Source organism: Synechococcus sp. 1G10, from assembly GCF_002252625.1.
Taxonomy (GTDB): domain Bacteria; phylum Cyanobacteriota; class Cyanobacteriia; order PCC-6307; family Cyanobiaceae; genus Regnicoccus_A.
Genome location: NZ_NQKW01000017.1, coordinates 20768 through 34904, shown reverse-complemented (window position 1 = coordinate 34904; position 14137 = coordinate 20768). Strand labels below are relative to the sequence as shown.

The window sequence follows — 14137 nt, the reverse complement described above, 5'->3', positions numbered from 1 at the left end:
GGCCGATCAGTCGAGGGGGCCGTTGATCAGACCGTTGAAGCCGAACACACAGCGGGATCCGGCCAGGGGCACCAGCTGCACGGGGCGTTGATCTCCCGGCTCGAAGCGGATGGCTGTGCCGGCGGGAATGTCAAGGCGCTGGCCCCGCGCCGCGTCCCGATCGAAGACCAGGGCGTGGTTGGCTTCGTGGAAGTGGAAGTGGGAACCCACCTGCACAGGACGATCACCACGGTTGGCCACGTCGATCGTGGTGACCGGCCGGCCGGCGTTGAGCTCGAGGCTGCCGGGCTCAGGAAAGAGTTCGCCAGGAATCATCGGATCGGTTCATGCAAGGTGACGAGCTTGGTGCCATCGGGAAAGGTGGCCTCCATCTGCACCTCGGGGATCAGCTCCGGCACCCCCTCCATCACCTGCTCACGGCTGAGCCAGGTGGTGCCCTCGGCCATCAGTTCCGCGACGCTGCGGCCGTCGCGGGCCCCCTCGAGAACGAGGAAGCTGAGCCAGGCGACCGCCTCGGGATGGTTGAGGCGCAGACCTCGCTGCAGCCGGCGCTCCGCCAGAAGCGCTGCAGTGACGATCAGAAGCTTGTCCTTCTCCTGGGGGGTGAGATACATGGGCCAGGGCGTTCCGCTGGCACTCTGGCAGTGGCGACGGCGATGGGCAGGTTCAGCAGGAACGTTCGTCGGCCAGGGGTGCCTCCTGAAAGGGCCAGACCCGCGGCAGCTGCGGCGGGGCCAGGCCACGCTCCGCACGGATCCGAGCCCAGATTCTGGTGAACCAGAACCGGGCCGCCTGGCTGGAAGCCCCCCGGTAGCGGGCCACCAGCCCCTGATCCAGCCGGCCGCAGGCCATCTCCCCCTCCAGCCCGGCCCGATCGGTGCGGCAGAGCTCCAGCAGCGTTTCGGGCACCGGCGCCGGCGCCGCCCAGACCAGGCTGCCGAACACCGGCATCCCCGCCAGCCCGTGGGACGAACGCAGGCTCTCCCCCGCCAGCTCCAGTTGATCGACCACGCTCCAGCGCCCCTGGCGGCGCACCTCCAGGCGGGAACGCCAGCTGCCCTCCCCCAGGGTTTCGGCATCGGCGCTGCGGCCCAGGCGCACCACATCGGCCCCGAGCCAACTGGCCCCCTCGGCCAGCTCCACCCGGCAGCTCTGCTCGATCAGACCACCGGCGAACACCACCACCTCCTGGGGCAGCCATTCCAGGTCCGCCCCCTCAGACAGCTCGAAGCTCAGCCGCTGTCGGCTCCAGCGGCCCTGGGGCGCCAGGCGGGAGCGGCCCACCGATCCATACACCTTCTGAGCGGCGACGCTGGTGAGCAGGGCACGGCTGTGGGGGCCTAGATCGGCTCTGATGCTCAACTCATCCCCCCCCACCAGGCCACCGCCGGTATGGAGCAGGGGTAGTTCACAGCGGCCATCCTCGCGGGCAAAGGCCCGCTGGATCTTGAGGGGGGCGGTGGCACAGCCCTGGTGCTGGGTGCCGCGATCAGCCGGGCGATGGAAGCTGAGGCTGGCCTCTGCGCACCAGGCCTGGGGGAGGGCGCTCAGCATGGCCAGTTCGCGCTCCTGAGATGTCGGCACCACCGGGGAATCCTGACCCAGGCCGCCAGGGCGGTTTCGGTAGCCATCGTCACAATCATTGCCCCCCGGCCTGGGGAGGCTGGCCACTGGTTCTGAGGCTGTCGGCCCTGTGTTCACGCCACCGCTGCAGCTGGAGGTGCGCTGCGACGCCCCTGGCCAGGGGCAGGAGCCTGACGAGGACCTGCTGCCGCTGAGCATGCCCTTGAGCGCCCAGGAGCGCACGAGCCTGCGGGGGCGCCGGCGCACCTCCTGTGGCCGCGAGCTGCTGCTGCAACTGCCGCGGGGACCGGCCCTCGAGCCAGGTGAGCGGCTGATGCCGGCCGATGGCAGTGTGCTGGTGGTGGTGGAGCCGGCGCCTGAGCCGGTGCTGGTGGTGCGCAGCCCGGATCCCCTGGTGTTGCTCCAGGCCGCCTACCACCTGGGCAACCGCCATGTGTCGCTGGAGCTACGCCCCGGGGAACTGAGGCTGCTCGAGGATGGGGTGCTGGAAGAGCTGCTGCGGCAGCGAGGCCTGGTGATCGAGCACCGTCTGGTGCCGTTTCTGCCGGAACCGGGCGCCTACGCCACGACCAGTCACTCCCACAGCCATTCCCACAACCACGTCAGCGGGCAGCCGCGATGAGTGTCGCCGGACTGCATCTGCTGCAACTGGTGAGTCCCGCCCTGCCAGTGGGCGCGTTCAGCTACTCGGAAGGGCTGGAAGTGTTGGTTCAGCGGGGAGACATCACCACGGCGAAAGCCCTCCAGGACTGGCTCGAAGCAGAGCTCCGCCGTGGCGGCGTCCGTATCGAGGCGGCAGCCCTGGGCCCGCTGCAGCAGGCCATCCGCGAGCACCAGCTCATGGCCACAGCGGGAGCAGAGAGCGATGAAGCACAGCTGGCTTGGGGAGTGTTGATCGATCTCGACGGCTGGCTGCTCGCCCAGCGCGAAGCCAGCGAGCTGCGGGCCCAGCAACGTCAGATGGGACGCTCCCTGCTGCAGCTGGTGGCGCAGCTGGGCTGGCCGCTCCAGCCAGAGGTTGAACTGGCCTGGCCGGCGGCCTGGGCCTGGGCGGGGCTTTGTCTGGAGATCCCTCTGCCTGATCTGGTGGAGGCCTATCTCTACGGCTGGTGCGCCAACCAGGTCAGTGCCGCCGTGCGGCTGGTGCCACTTGGACCCACCCAGGGGCAACGGCTGCAGCTCGCCCTGGCCCCATTGCTGGTGGAGCGGGGCCGGGAGCTGGCCGTCGCCGATCCACGCGAGCAATGGACCGGCGGCATCGGCTCCGGCCTCTGCCAACTGCAACATGCCGAGCTTTACTCCAGGCTGTTCCGCAGTTGATCGCCAAGGCAGGCCACCAGCATGAGCAAACTGCGCGTTGGAGTGGCCGGACCTGTGGGATCCGGCAAGACAGCCCTCGTCGAGGCCCTCTGCCGGCGGCTGCGCCAGGAGCTTCAGCTGGCGGTGGTCACCAATGACATCTACACCCAGGAAGACGCCCAGTTCCTGACCCGCGCCGGGGCGCTGGAGCCCGAGCGCATCCGCGGGGTGGAAACGGGAGGCTGCCCCCACACCGCTATCCGTGAAGACTGCTCGATCAACCGTGCTGCGGTGGAGGAGCTGGAGAGTGAGTTCCCCGATCTCGACCTGGTGCTGGTAGAGAGCGGCGGCGACAATCTCGCGGCCAGTTTCAGTCCGGAACTGGTCGATCTGTGCATCTATGTAATTGACGTAGCCGCCGGAGACAAGATCCCCAGGAAAGGGGGCCCGGGCATCACCCGATCCGACCTGCTGGTGATCAACAAGATCGATCTGGCGCCGATGGTGGGCGCCGATCTGAGCGTGATGCAACGAGACACCGAGAGGATGCGACCCGGTCGCCCCTGGTGTTTCACCAACCTGCGCAGCGGAGAGGGCCTGGAGCGGGTGGAATCCTTTTTAAGAGAACAATTACCTAGTCCACAGACATGAGTGAGGCCGCACGCCCTACATGCAAATCCACACACTCTGAGCCACGCCCGGCATTTCGTGCGATCGGATACACAGTGCCGTGGGCAACCTCCGTAAGTTCCGAGCTGCCGTCAGCATTGCGGCATACCATCACCTTGACAAAGCACCAATGGTTCGGAATCTCTCTCGGCGGCTGTTTGCTGGACTGGCCACTACCGCCGTCAGCCTCACTCTGGTCTCCTGCGGTGGCGGCGGTGGTGGCGGTGGCGGCGGTGGCGAATCCGCCGGCAAGTTTGACGGTGAAATCAAAGTTGGCATTCTCCACTCCCTGAGTGGCACCATGGCCATCTCGGAAACGACCCTGAAAGAGGTCGAAGAGATGGCAATCAAAGAGATCAATGATGCAGGTGGCGTCAAGGTTAGTGGCAAGTCTTACAAAATCGTCCCTGTCATCGAAGACGGGGCATCCGATTGGCCCACCTTCGCCGAGAAATCACAGAAGCTGATTGACTCCGACAAGGTGGCCGTGGTTTTCGGTGGCTGGACCTCCGCCAGCCGCAAGGCGATGTTGCCGGTGTATGAGGCCAAAAACCATATGCTCTTCTACCCGATTCAATATGAAGGGCAGGAGTGCTCTAGAAACATCTTCTACACAGGTGCTGTTCCCAACCAGCAAGCTGAGCCAGCCGTCGACTGGCTGATGAAGACCTATGGCGACAAGCTTGGCAAAAAGGTCTACCTCGTCGGCTCTGACTACGTTTATCCCCGGACTGCAAACACCATCATCAAGGAGCAGATGAAGGCCCTTGGCGGGGAAACAGTTGGCGAAGACTACATCCCACTCGGCAACACCGAAGTGGCGCCCATCATCGCCAAGATTAAAAAGGCGTTCCCCAACGGTGGCATCATCATCAACACCTTGAATGGTGATTCTAACGTTGCCCTCTTCAAGCAGTTCAAGGCAGCAGGCATTGATCCGGCTAAATACCCGATCATGTCCTTCTCGATCGCCGAGGAGGAAATTCGCCAGATCGGCCCTGAGTACACCACTGGCACCTTTGCGGCCTGGAACTTCTTCATGAGCCTGGACACCCCGGCCTCGAAAAAGTTCACCTCAGACTTCCAGGCCATGTATGGCGCTGATCGGGTCACGGGTGACCCGGCAGAGTCGGCCTACAACATGTTGTACCTCTGGAAGAATGCCGTCGAGAAGGCAGGCACCTACGAGGATCTCGACAAGGTCCGCAAGACCATGATCGGCATCAAGTTTGCCGCGCCCCAGGGCGAGATCGAGATGTTCCCCAACCACCACACCTCCGAGCGTGTGCTGATCGGGGAAGCCGAAGCAAACGGTCAGTTCAAGATCCTCGAAGACAGCAAAAAGGCGATTCCGCCCGTGCCCTGGAACCAGTTCGTGCCCGAAACCAAGGGCTTCACCTGTGATTGGACCCAGGACAGGAAAGACGCCGGTAAATTCAAGATGTGATCCCGGCCATCATCGGGAGGCGATGAAGGATCGGTGGTTCCTGCGGGAGCCACCGCAATCCGAATCGATACAACACCACCTTCGAACTGGTCCAGCATCGTTGACACGACGCTGGACCTAACTTTCAATATTCATTCCGTTGGAACTCTTCTTCTCTCAGATTCTCGATGGCCTCAGCATCGGATCGGTTCTGCTGCTTGCAGCCACCGGTCTGGCCATCGTTTTTGGCTTGATGGGGGTCATCAACCTCGCCCATGGTGAGTTCATGATGCTGGGCGCCTATGTCACCTACGTGGTGCAATCAGCGTTGAAGCCCATGGGTGGTGTGATCTTCGAGCTGTATTTCCCGGTCTCCTTGGTACTTGCCTTCATCGTCACTGGACTGATTGGCGTGCTGCTGGAGAGAACGTTGATCCGACAGCTCTACGGCAGGCCCCTGGAAACCCTGCTCGCCACCTGGGGCGTCAGCCTGATTCTCATCCAGCTGATTCGAAGTGTTTCCACCGCGATGATGCTTGGCATCATCATCGGTGTGGCTTCCGGACTCATAGTCTCCAAGATACTGCGCGCGAAGTTCTCGCTCAAACCTTTCTTTACCTATCTCAATGGGCTCGGCTGGGCTGCCTCCATCCTCATCGGTCTTATCGCAGTCAACATCTTCGATAAGGTCCGCCCGCTCGCCAAGGCCTGGTTCGGTCCCCGCAACATCGATGTGACTGCACCGAAATGGCTGCAGGGTAGCTGGGGGATGATCGGCACCATCGAACTGCCCGGACTGAGGATCTTCATCATCCTGCTCTCGGCCCTGTTGCTTCTGGCCACCTACTGGTTCCTGAACAAGAGTGTCTGGGGTCTCCGCATCCGTGCGGTCACCCAGAACCGTCAGATGAGTAACTGTTTAGGGATTCCTACCGATCGCGTGGACAGCATCACCTTCGGCATCGGATCCGGATTGGCCGGCGTGGCTGGCTGCGCCATCACGCTGCTCGGATCGGTGGGCCCCAACCTCGGAGCCGCCTACATCGTGTCCTGCTTCATGGTGATCGTGCTGGGCGGGGTGGGCAACCTGCTTGGCACAGTGATCGCGGCGATGCTGCTCGGGATCATTCAATCTGTGATCGGTTCGGGCACCTTGCTAACGGTTTTCCCCGACATGCCGGCGGCGGCCCGAGGAGTCACCGAATTCTTCGCGACCACGAGCATGTCGCTGGTGCTCGTCTTTATCTTCATCATCGTCTTCCTCCAGTTCCGTCCCAACGGCATGTTCCCCCAGAAGGGTCGGTCGGTCGATGCCTGATCCGATCATCCCCACCCGCTGCAGTTTCCCGTTCCATCTCCGCACGAGGAGGCCCCAACCTTGAAACTCTTCCAAAGACTCGTCCCCTGGATTCTGCTGGCGATTGCCCTGTTCATCCTGCCGGCTGCCCTCGACGATTTCCGGCTCAATCTGTTCGGGCGCTATTTCGCGCTTGCCATCACGGCGCTGGCGATCGATCTGATCTGGGGATACACCGGTCTGCTGAGCCTGGGTCAGGGGATCTTCTTCTCATTGGGTGGCTATGCAGTAGCCATGTACCTGATGCTCAACACCAAGAGCCTCGCCGGGGGTAACGGGATTCCCAAGTTCTTCGAGAATTACGGGGTAGCTGAGCTGCCCTTCTTCTGGAAGCCGTTCTGGTCTCCTGCGTTCACACTGATCGCGCTTTGGGTGATCCCAGCGGTGGTGGCAGGTCTGGTGGGTTGGTTGATCTTCAGAAACCGGATCAAGGGGGTGTATTTCTCGATCATCACCCAGGCCGCGTTGATGGTTTTCTTCCACTTCTTCAACGGCCAGCAGAAGCTTTTCGACGGCACCAACGGCCTCAAGACCAGCACCTCTGAGCTGTTCGGCCAACTGGTCGGTTCCCCTGACATGCAGGTGTTGTTTTATCGCCTCACGGTGATCCTGCTACCGCTGGCGTTTCTGGTCTGCCGCTACTTCACAACCGGTCGCTTCGGTGATGCCCTGATCGCCATCCGGGACGATGAAACAAGATTTCGCTTTGCGGGTTTCAATTCAGTCCCGTTCAAGACCATCGTCTTCCTGGTGGCTGGAGCCCTGTGCGGCATCTCCGGCGCCCTCTACACCGTCCAGTCGGGCATCGTTTCTCCCCAGTACATGTCGATCTCCTTCTCGATCGAGATGGTGATCTGGGTGGCCGTGGGCGGTCGGGGAACCCTGGTGGGTCCGATCATCGGCGCAACCGTGGTCAATTACCTACGCAGCCTGGTGAGCGAGGCACTGCCGGAGGCCTGGCTCTTTGTTCAGGGTGCCCTGTTCATCTTCGTTGTTGTGCTCATGCCAGATGGAATCTATGGCTGGGTCACCAACGGCGGCCTCAGGAGTCTGCTGGCCGCCTTCGGCATCGCCAAGAAGGCAAAAACCTATCCCAGTCTCGATGAGGAGGCTGTCCCCGTGGACTAGGGAGCCCGATGATGCTGCCAGGTTTTCCTTTGTGACTGCTTTCTCGAATACGCACCTTTCCGATGTCCATGCCAGAACCTCTCCTCGAGCTCAATGACGTCAGCGTGAGTTTCGACGGCTTCTATGCCCTCACCGATCTCAGCATGAAGCTGTACAAGGGTGAGCTGAAGTCGATCATCGGGCCCAACGGTGCCGGCAAGACAACGTTTCTGGATGTGATCACCGGCAAGGTGCGACCCACCAAGGGCTCGGTAACCTTCAAGGGGCAATCCCTGCTCGGTGTTTCTGAGCAGAAGATCTCTCGTCAGGGGATCGGCCGCAAGTTCCAGACCCCACGGGTCTTTGAGAACCTCAGCGTGCTTCGTAATCTCGAACTGGCCGCTTCTCCGGTGAAGAACGCCTTCAGCCTGTTGTCGTCCGGGCTACCCCAGGCCGCCAAGGAGGAGGTGCATCGCATCATGAACTATGTGGGCCTGGCACCCTTCGCCACCGTGAAGGCTGGCTCCCTCTCCCATGGCCAGAAGCAGTGGCTGGCCATCGCGTCCCTGGTGGCCCAGGCGCCGGAAGTGCTGCTCCTGGATGAACCGGTTGCAGGCCTCACCGATGAGGAAACCCTGCGAACGGCCGAACTGATCAAGTCCCTGGCTGGAGATCACACCGTAGTGGTGATTGAGCACGACATGGAGTTCATCCGGGATCTCGATTTCGACGTCACCGTGCTGCACCAGGGGCAGGTGCTAACAGAGGGGCCACTGGACAAGGTCAAAGCCGATCCCAGAGTCATCGAGGTCTACCTGGGGCCACCCGAACAGTAAACGCTTTACGACCTTTAACCACCGCCCTCATGTCTATCACCAGCGAAAAACCCCTGCTCCAGGTCACCGGACTGAACGTTTATTACGGAGAAAGCCATATTCTCCGAAGCGTAGACCTGAGCATTCAGGAGGGGAAAATGGTCTGCCTGATCGGCCGCAACGGCGTCGGCAAGACCACGTTTCTCAAAACCATCATCGGTCTGCTGCAACAGCGTTCCGGCTCAATCGACTATGGCAACGGTCAGCTCTCCAACCAGCCTCCCTACAGAAGGGCCAGGGCAGGCATCGGCTATGTCTCTCAAGGCAGGGACATCATTCCCCAGGTGTCAGTCAAAGAGAATCTCCTGCTGGGCATGGAGGCCCTACCAGGAGGGCTCGAAAAGAACCGCCACATCGACCCCCTGATCTTCGATCTGTTTCCGATTCTCGAGAAGTTCCTCAAACGCAAAGGTGGTGATCTCAGTGGCGGTCAGCAGCAGCAGCTGGCCATCGCCCGAGCATTGCTGGGCAAGCCAAAGCTGCTGCTGCTCGATGAACCTACCGAAGGGATTCAACCGTCGATCATCCTCGATATCGAGCACGCCGTTCAGCGGATCATGAAGGAGACCGGCATCAGCGTGCTGCTGGTGGAGCAACATCTTCACTTCGTGCGCCAGTCCGATTTCTATTACGCCATGCAGCGGGGTGGAATTGTGGCCAGTGGCCAGACCGATCAACTCTCTGACGAGGTGATCAAGGAGTTCCTGACGGTCTGAATCGGCGCGACCGGGCGTTGGCTCCTGACAGGAGCCAACGCCATTACCTGAGCTAACACTTTCGTGCGAATCAGCAGCCTCGATTCAGCATCCAGGGACGGGTGCTGCTCTGCTTCAGTCGGGGCTTCCCCTCAGTAGAGATGCCTTGCTTGCGCACCAGTCGAGGTTCCGACTGTTCCTGCTTGAGCCGCAGGGGGCCGGTGAGGGACATCACCGGCGTGAACACGCGGGTGCCTTCAGCATCACAGGCGGGACAGTTCGTGTCGCTCTGACGCTGATCGATGCTGCGCCAGACTTCATAGTTTTCACAGCCGTTGACACAGCTGTATTCGTAGACAGGCATCGTTGAAGGAGGCAGAGGTGTTGCAAAAGAATCGGCACAATAGAAAGGGGGCCTGATGCTCAGGCCCCCTTGATCCACCGTTGCTGATCAGCAGGGCAGGATATCCTGATCGAAGATCGAGGTTGGGATAGCCAAGGTACAACAGGCATTGGGAATGTCGACGATGCCGCTGATTCGTCCCTCTACCGGCGCACAACTCAGCAGCAGATAAGCCTGCTCACCGGTGTAACCGAATTTCTTGAGGTACTCGATTGCATTGAGGCAGGCCCGCCGGTAGGCGATATGCACATCCATGTAGTACTGCTTGCCCTCGAATTCATCCACCGAAATGCCTTCGAAGACAAGGTAATCAGTGAAGTGCGGCTCAACCGGGCTGGTCTTGAACATCGGGTTGACCATCCCATACTTCTCCATGCCACCCTTGATGATCTCCACATGCAGATCGAGGTAGCCCGACATCTCGATGGCGCCGCAGAAGGAGATTTCTCCATCTCCCTGGGAGAAGTGTATGTCTCCCATCGAGAGCTTGGCCCCTTCCACATAGACAGGGAAGTAGATCTTCGTGCCTTTGGTGAGATTCTTGATGTCGCAGTTGCCGCCATGCTCCCGGGGAGGCACCGTGCGGGCTGCCTCATTGGCCACCCGCGCGAACTCCGAGCTGGCCAGGGTTCCGAGGATGGCGCTGTTGGGATTGGGCAGGGCCGCCAGCACCGGCTCACTGCCCGAGAGGCCGGCGCCATAGGTGCGGCGGTCGGGGGCGGTGTTCACCAGCTCAGTTTCACGGCGGTTCCACTCCCGCAGCAACTCATGGGAGGGTGCGCAGCCGATCAGGCCGGGGTGGGTGATGCCAGCGAAGCGCACACCGGGGATATGCCTGGAGCTGGTGTAGATTCCTTCGAAATCCCAGATGGCCTTCGCCGCCTTGGGGTAGTGATCCGTGAGGAAGCCACCTCCATTTTCCTTGGCGAAGATGCCGGTGAAGCCCCATTCATCTCCCTGCAGGGCGCCGACATCAAGAATATCGACCACCAGGATGTCGCCGGGCTGAGCACCATTCACCCAGATCGGCCCACTCAGGACATGGACAACCTCAAGGTTGACATCTGCGATGTCCTGCGGATCATCGTTGTCCTTGATCTGGCCATCGGTCCAGTCCTTGCATTCGATCCTGAACACGTCTCCCGGATTGACTGAAACCACTGCCGGGATGTCGGGATGCCAGCGGTTATGGCCCGGCATCTCCTGCTGATCCATCGTCTTGGTGAGATCGACCTTGAATAGTGTTTTCGGCATCGAGTGAGGGGTTCGGTGCGGTTTTCACCTACATCCAACGCGAGCAGTCCAAGGCAAGCAGTATCAGCGGTTACAGGACCTCGCGCTCAACGCCCCGGTCACTGGCGTGCCGTGCTGTCATCGAAATCACCGCGGCGGCAGAGGTTGTCCTTCAGGCGAGCCGTCCAGGCCTGAGGTTTGAGGTCGCCACTGGCCTCGATCCGTCCATCAAAATGATAAAGAATCTGCCAGCGACTCTTGCCGCTCAGCTGCGCGGCCTCGGCGACATCCGTGATGGGATAGCCATAAAGGTTGTCGTAGGTGGGCCAGCCGGGCGTGTCCTTGATGCTGCAGACGGCGTTGAGGGCATGCAGGCGTCCGTCCGTCGGCTGGCCAGGCCCATGCAGGCGCACGGCGCCCTTGTAAAGGCCGTTGGACACTCCGGGCTTGAAGGTCTGGGCCAGCTCCACCCGGGTCCCCTCCGCCACCACCAGCGCATCCCCCAGCTTGGCGTTCTGAACAGCCACCTCCTTTGGCCCGCCGCAGGCTGAAAGCCCCACCAACAGCACTGCCAAACCGGGGATCACCGCTGCCGCCTCGACCCTCACGCTGTTCATCCGCTGATGACCAGACGCTATGACAACTGCCTCTGGCCATGGCCCCTGGATCAGTCGTCAACGAGCAAGCCACGCCAGAAGTGCTCCGGCTCGGGCCAGGTGGGCAGCACTTCCCCCTCCAGGGACCGGATCGGTCGGCAGCCGAGGCTGTTGATCAGCAGAGCACCATGACGCAACTGAGAGGCCTCGATCGGCGCCGGAGCCTCCCAGACCAGACCCAGGGCCAGGGCCCTGGCGCGCATCACCCCTGGCAGGCAGCCACTGGTCAGCGGCGGAGTCCACCAGCCCCGGGGTTGGCGCACCAGCAGGTTGGCGCTGGTACCGCAGCAAAGCCCGCCGGCCGTGCTCTCCAGCAGCGCCTCCTCCTGCCCAGCCCGCTGGGCCTCCAGCCTGGCCAGCACGGAAGCGCCATAGGCGAAGGTCTTGCAGGAACTGAGCTGGCTGCCGGCATTGCGCCGCTCGAGACGGCTGATCACAGCGGAAACCGAGCTGAAGTCAGGCCGGGCGGCGCTGAGCTGCAGCCAGAAGCGTCCTGGTCCGCTCGAGGGTTCGAGGCCGCGGCCCCCATCGCCCCGGCTCCAGTTGAGCCTCAGAGCCCCGCTGCCGATCCCGCTGCGCTCGATCGCCTCGCGGGCCAGCACCGCCACCCGCTCCTGCTGCGGTGGGGGCTCAAGCCCCAGCATGGCCGCCCCCCGCTGCCAGCGCTGGAGGTGCTGCGCCAGCAACCAGGGGCGGCCCTCCTCCACCAGAACCGTTTCGAACAGCCCATCGGCCAGGCTCAGGCCCCGATCCGAGAGCGGCACAGCCAGGCTGCCGGGAGTCCCCCAGCGCCCCCCCTCGGGTCCATCGATCCAAGCGATCGCGTTCAGGCCAGGGCCTCCAGCAGGGGATCCAGTTTCCAGGCCAGTTCCTCGGCCTCGGCGGCAGGGCTGGAGTCGGCCACGATGCCGCAGCCGGCATGGGCGCGCAGGCGCCGGCCTCTGAGCATCAGGCTGCGGATCAGGATGTTGCTGTCGAAGCGGCCATCGGCGTCGAGCATGAACAGGGAACCGCAGTAAGGGCCCCGGGCCACGGGCTCCAGGGCGCCCAGGCGCTGGCAGGCGCGCACCTTCGGGGCCCCGGTGATCGACCCGCCCGGCCAGCAGGCTCGCAGCAGGTCCACCAGATCGGTCCCGGAGCGCAGCGATCCCTCCACCACGGAGGTGAGGTGGTGCACCTGCCGGTAACTCTCCAGCCCCAGCAGCTGCGGCACCCCGATCGAGCCGCTGCGGCAGACCCGGCCGAGGTCGTTGCGCAGCAGATCCACGATCATCACGTTCTCGGCCCGGTCCTTGGCGCTGGTGATCAGGTCGGCGGCGGCGGCGGCATCATCGGCGGCTTCGGGGTGGCGGGGCCGGGTGCCCTTGATCGGGCGGGTCTGGACCCGGCCGTCGGCCTGCAGGCGCAGAAAGCGCTCCGGTGAAGCTGAGAGCACCGCCTCGCCGACCTCGCCGAGCGAGGCGATCGCCACCCCCCCGAAGGGTGCCGGGCAGTGGCGCCTCAGCCGGCCGTAGAGCTCCAGGGGTGAAACCAGTTGCGGCAGCAGCAGTTCGCGGCAGGCGGTGAGATTGGCCTGGAACAGATCCCCCGCGGCGATCAACTCCTGCAGGGCCCTCACCTGGCGTGCGAAGGCCTCCGGGGTGGTGTGCCAACGCCAGTGTCCGGGCGGCAGAGCCGGGGAAGACAGCGCTCCGGCCTCTTCTGACTCCAGTCCCTCGGGGCACGACTCGATCAAGGCCTGCATCGCCCCCAGCCGCCCCCGGTCGTCTCCCTCCAGCCAGAGACGCCGCTCATGAAGATCGAAGCGCAGCAGCGGGTCGTAGCGGGCGGCCCAGAGGTTGGCCGTGTCCGGAGAACGCCAGTGGGCATCAGGCTCCACCCAGGCTCCCGCCTCATAACCGAGCCAGCCCAGCCAGGCCCCGCCCGCCCCCAGCACGCGGCGCAGCCCGGCGAAGGGATCAGCAGCACCGGCCTCAGCCGGCAGGCCCCGGCATTCCACCTGCTCCAGGGGCGCCAGGGCCAGGGTCGAGGTGCGTCCCAGTGCCGTGCCATCCCCGTCCAGCCAGACCAGCCCCTCGAGGCCCAACTTCTGTGCCAGCCGGTTCACCAGGGGCCAGGGTTCCCGCCAGGGCAACGGGCGGATCAGACGCTCCGGGCTCATCCAGGTCCGCGGCTGGCCAGCTCGGGATGCCCGGCTTCCCTCAGGGCGGCATCGCGGATGCGGCAGCTGTCACAGCGGCCGCAGGGGGCGGCACCGCCCGCGTAACAGCTCCAGGTTCGCTCGATCGGCAGCTGCAACCTCAGGGCCTCCTCAACGATCCGGGTCTTGCTCCAGCTCACCAGCGGAGCCCAGAGCTGGGCTCCCTGACCCTCCCGGCCCGCCTTGCTGGCCAGGTCAGCCAAGGTCTGAAACGCGGCGAGGTAGTCGGGACGGCAATCGGGATAGCCGGAATAATCCACTGCATTCACCCCCAGCACCAGCCGGGAGGCCCCCCGGGCCTCGGTCAGACTCAGCCCGAGGGCGATGAAGACGGTGTTCCGGCCCGGCACGTAGGTGGGGGGAATCACTCCGTCGACCACCCCTGAGTCGGGCAGGGCGATGCCGGGGTCGGTGAGGGCCGAGCCGCCCCAGGCGGCCAGGTTCACGGCGATGGTGTGGTGCTCGATCAAGCCGAGTTCCGCCGCGAGGAAGGCGGCAGCCTCCAGTTCCTGACGATGGCGCTGTCCGTAATCGAAGGAGAGGCCGATCAGCCGATAGCCCGCCTCGATCGCCAGAGCGGCGGCCGTGGCTGAATCAAGGCCGCCAGAGAGGAGGGCGACAGCCAGTGGTGCC

17 protein-coding genes are annotated in these 14137 nt (G+C 63.3%); 8 read left to right on the top strand and 9 right to left on the bottom strand.

Annotated features, from left to right (window positions below):
- Positions 1-6: 6 nt before the first annotated feature.
- Genes CJZ82_RS13065 through CJZ82_RS13055 form a run of 3 tightly spaced genes read right to left on the bottom strand, consistent with a single transcriptional unit; the run spans position 7 to position 1554 of the window.
- Positions 7-315: an urease subunit beta gene (locus CJZ82_RS13065; protein WP_094556207.1), complete on the bottom strand. Its 309-nt coding sequence runs from the start codon at positions 313-315 to the stop codon at positions 7-9.
- Positions 312-614: an urease subunit gamma gene (locus tag CJZ82_RS13060; protein WP_006172936.1), complete on the bottom strand. Its 303-nt coding sequence runs from the start codon at positions 612-614 to the stop codon at positions 312-314. The genes CJZ82_RS13065 and CJZ82_RS13060 overlap by 4 nt, the downstream gene beginning before the upstream one ends.
- Before the next feature lie 52 nt (positions 615-666).
- Entirely contained in the window at positions 667-1554 is an 888-nt protein-coding gene (locus CJZ82_RS13055) for an urease accessory protein UreD (RefSeq protein WP_094556235.1), read from the bottom strand.
- A 139-nt stretch (positions 1555-1693) separates the two neighbouring features.
- Here CJZ82_RS13055 and ureE point away from each other — a divergent pair, with 139 nt between their 5' ends.
- The 8 genes from ureE (at position 1694) to urtE (ending at position 9033) form a co-directional block, all read left to right on the top strand.
- Complete coding sequence (gene ureE, locus CJZ82_RS13050) at positions 1694-2206, top strand: urease accessory protein UreE (RefSeq protein ID WP_233130241.1); 513 nt, start codon at positions 1694-1696, stop codon at positions 2204-2206.
- The gene (locus CJZ82_RS13045) at positions 2203-2904 is read left to right on the top strand and encodes an urease accessory protein UreF (protein ID WP_094556206.1); all 702 of its coding nucleotides are present in this window, start codon (positions 2203-2205) and stop codon (positions 2902-2904) included. Before ureE ends, CJZ82_RS13045 begins: the two co-directional genes overlap by 4 nt.
- 21 nt (positions 2905-2925) lie before the next feature.
- On the top strand, positions 2926-3534 hold the full coding sequence (ureG, locus tag CJZ82_RS13040) for an urease accessory protein UreG (protein ID WP_094556205.1): 609 nt from the start codon (positions 2926-2928) through the stop codon (positions 3532-3534).
- 148 nt (positions 3535-3682) lie between these two features.
- The gene (gene urtA / locus CJZ82_RS13035; protein WP_094556204.1) at positions 3683-4999 is read left to right on the top strand and encodes an urea ABC transporter substrate-binding protein; all 1317 of its coding nucleotides are present in this window, start codon (positions 3683-3685) and stop codon (positions 4997-4999) included.
- A gap of 139 nt (positions 5000-5138) precedes the next feature.
- Positions 5139-6296 carry an urea ABC transporter permease subunit UrtB gene (locus CJZ82_RS13030; RefSeq protein ID WP_094556203.1) on the top strand — a complete coding sequence of 386 codons (1158 nt, stop codon included), beginning with the start codon at positions 5139-5141 and terminating at the stop codon, positions 6294-6296.
- Positions 6297-6356: 60 nt separating this feature from the next.
- Positions 6357-7463 (top strand): urea ABC transporter permease subunit UrtC, encoded by a 1107-nt coding sequence (gene urtC / locus CJZ82_RS13025; RefSeq protein ID WP_094556202.1) that lies wholly within the window; start codon positions 6357-6359, stop codon positions 7461-7463.
- Positions 7464-7531: 68 nt separating this feature from the next.
- Positions 7532-8278: an urea ABC transporter ATP-binding protein UrtD gene (urtD, locus tag CJZ82_RS13020; RefSeq protein WP_094556233.1), complete on the top strand. Its 747-nt coding sequence runs from the start codon at positions 7532-7534 to the stop codon at positions 8276-8278.
- A 29-nt stretch (positions 8279-8307) separates the two neighbouring features.
- Complete coding sequence (gene urtE / locus CJZ82_RS13015) at positions 8308-9033, top strand: urea ABC transporter ATP-binding subunit UrtE (protein WP_094556201.1); 726 nt, start codon at positions 8308-8310, stop codon at positions 9031-9033.
- 70 nt (positions 9034-9103) lie between these two features.
- Here the strand turns inward: urtE and CJZ82_RS13010 are convergent, their stop codons facing one another.
- The 6 genes from CJZ82_RS13010 to queC form a co-directional block, all read right to left on the bottom strand.
- On the bottom strand, positions 9104-9376 hold the full coding sequence (locus CJZ82_RS13010; protein WP_094556200.1) for an FmdB family zinc ribbon protein: 273 nt from the start codon (positions 9374-9376) through the stop codon (positions 9104-9106).
- A gap of 87 nt (positions 9377-9463) precedes the next feature.
- Positions 9464-10669 carry a formamidase gene (gene fmdA, locus CJZ82_RS13005; RefSeq protein ID WP_094556199.1) on the bottom strand — a complete coding sequence of 402 codons (1206 nt, stop codon included), beginning with the start codon at positions 10667-10669 and terminating at the stop codon, positions 9464-9466.
- Positions 10670-10767: 98 nt separating this feature from the next.
- On the bottom strand, positions 10768-11265 hold the full coding sequence (locus CJZ82_RS13000) for a hypothetical protein (protein ID WP_094556198.1): 498 nt from the start codon (positions 11263-11265) through the stop codon (positions 10768-10770).
- Between the two features lie 50 nt (positions 11266-11315).
- A complete protein-coding gene (locus tag CJZ82_RS12995; RefSeq protein ID WP_094556197.1) occupies positions 11316-12068 on the bottom strand; it encodes an aminotransferase class IV in 753 nt (250 codons plus the stop codon).
- Between the two features lie 62 nt (positions 12069-12130).
- On the bottom strand, positions 12131-13465 hold the full coding sequence (locus CJZ82_RS12990) for an anthranilate synthase component I family protein (protein WP_094556196.1): 1335 nt from the start codon (positions 13463-13465) through the stop codon (positions 12131-12133).
- Entirely contained in the window at positions 13462-14130 is a 669-nt protein-coding gene (gene queC / locus CJZ82_RS12985) for a 7-cyano-7-deazaguanine synthase QueC (RefSeq protein ID WP_094556232.1), read from the bottom strand. Before queC ends, CJZ82_RS12990 begins: the two co-directional genes overlap by 4 nt.
- Between the last annotated feature and the right edge of the window lie 7 nt (positions 14131-14137).

Coding starts and splice junctions, on each gene's coding strand:
- CJZ82_RS13065 (WP_094556207.1), bottom strand. CDS start 315: ATGATTCCTGGCGAACTCTTTCCTGAGCCCGGCAGCCTCGAGCTCAAC.
- CJZ82_RS13060 (WP_006172936.1), bottom strand. CDS start 614: ATGTATCTCACCCCCCAGGAGAAGGACAAGCTTCTGATCGTCACTGCA.
- CJZ82_RS13055 (WP_094556235.1), bottom strand. CDS start 1,554: ATGCTGAGCGCCCTCCCCCAGGCCTGGTGCGCAGAGGCCAGCCTCAGC.
- CJZ82_RS13045 (WP_094556206.1), top strand. CDS start 2,203: ATGAGTGTCGCCGGACTGCATCTGCTGCAACTGGTGAGTCCCGCCCTG.
- ureG (WP_094556205.1), top strand. CDS start 2,926: ATGAGCAAACTGCGCGTTGGAGTGGCCGGACCTGTGGGATCCGGCAAG.
- urtA (WP_094556204.1), top strand. CDS start 3,683: ATGGTTCGGAATCTCTCTCGGCGGCTGTTTGCTGGACTGGCCACTACC.
- urtD (WP_094556233.1), top strand. CDS start 7,532: ATGCCAGAACCTCTCCTCGAGCTCAATGACGTCAGCGTGAGTTTCGAC.
- urtE (WP_094556201.1), top strand. CDS start 8,308: ATGTCTATCACCAGCGAAAAACCCCTGCTCCAGGTCACCGGACTGAAC.
- CJZ82_RS13010 (WP_094556200.1), bottom strand. CDS start 9,376: ATGCCTGTCTACGAATACAGCTGTGTCAACGGCTGTGAAAACTATGAA.
- fmdA (WP_094556199.1), bottom strand. CDS start 10,669: ATGCCGAAAACACTATTCAAGGTCGATCTCACCAAGACGATGGATCAG.
- CJZ82_RS13000 (WP_094556198.1), bottom strand. CDS start 11,265: ATGAACAGCGTGAGGGTCGAGGCGGCAGCGGTGATCCCCGGTTTGGCA.
- CJZ82_RS12990 (WP_094556196.1), bottom strand. CDS start 13,465: ATGAGCCCGGAGCGTCTGATCCGCCCGTTGCCCTGGCGGGAACCCTGG.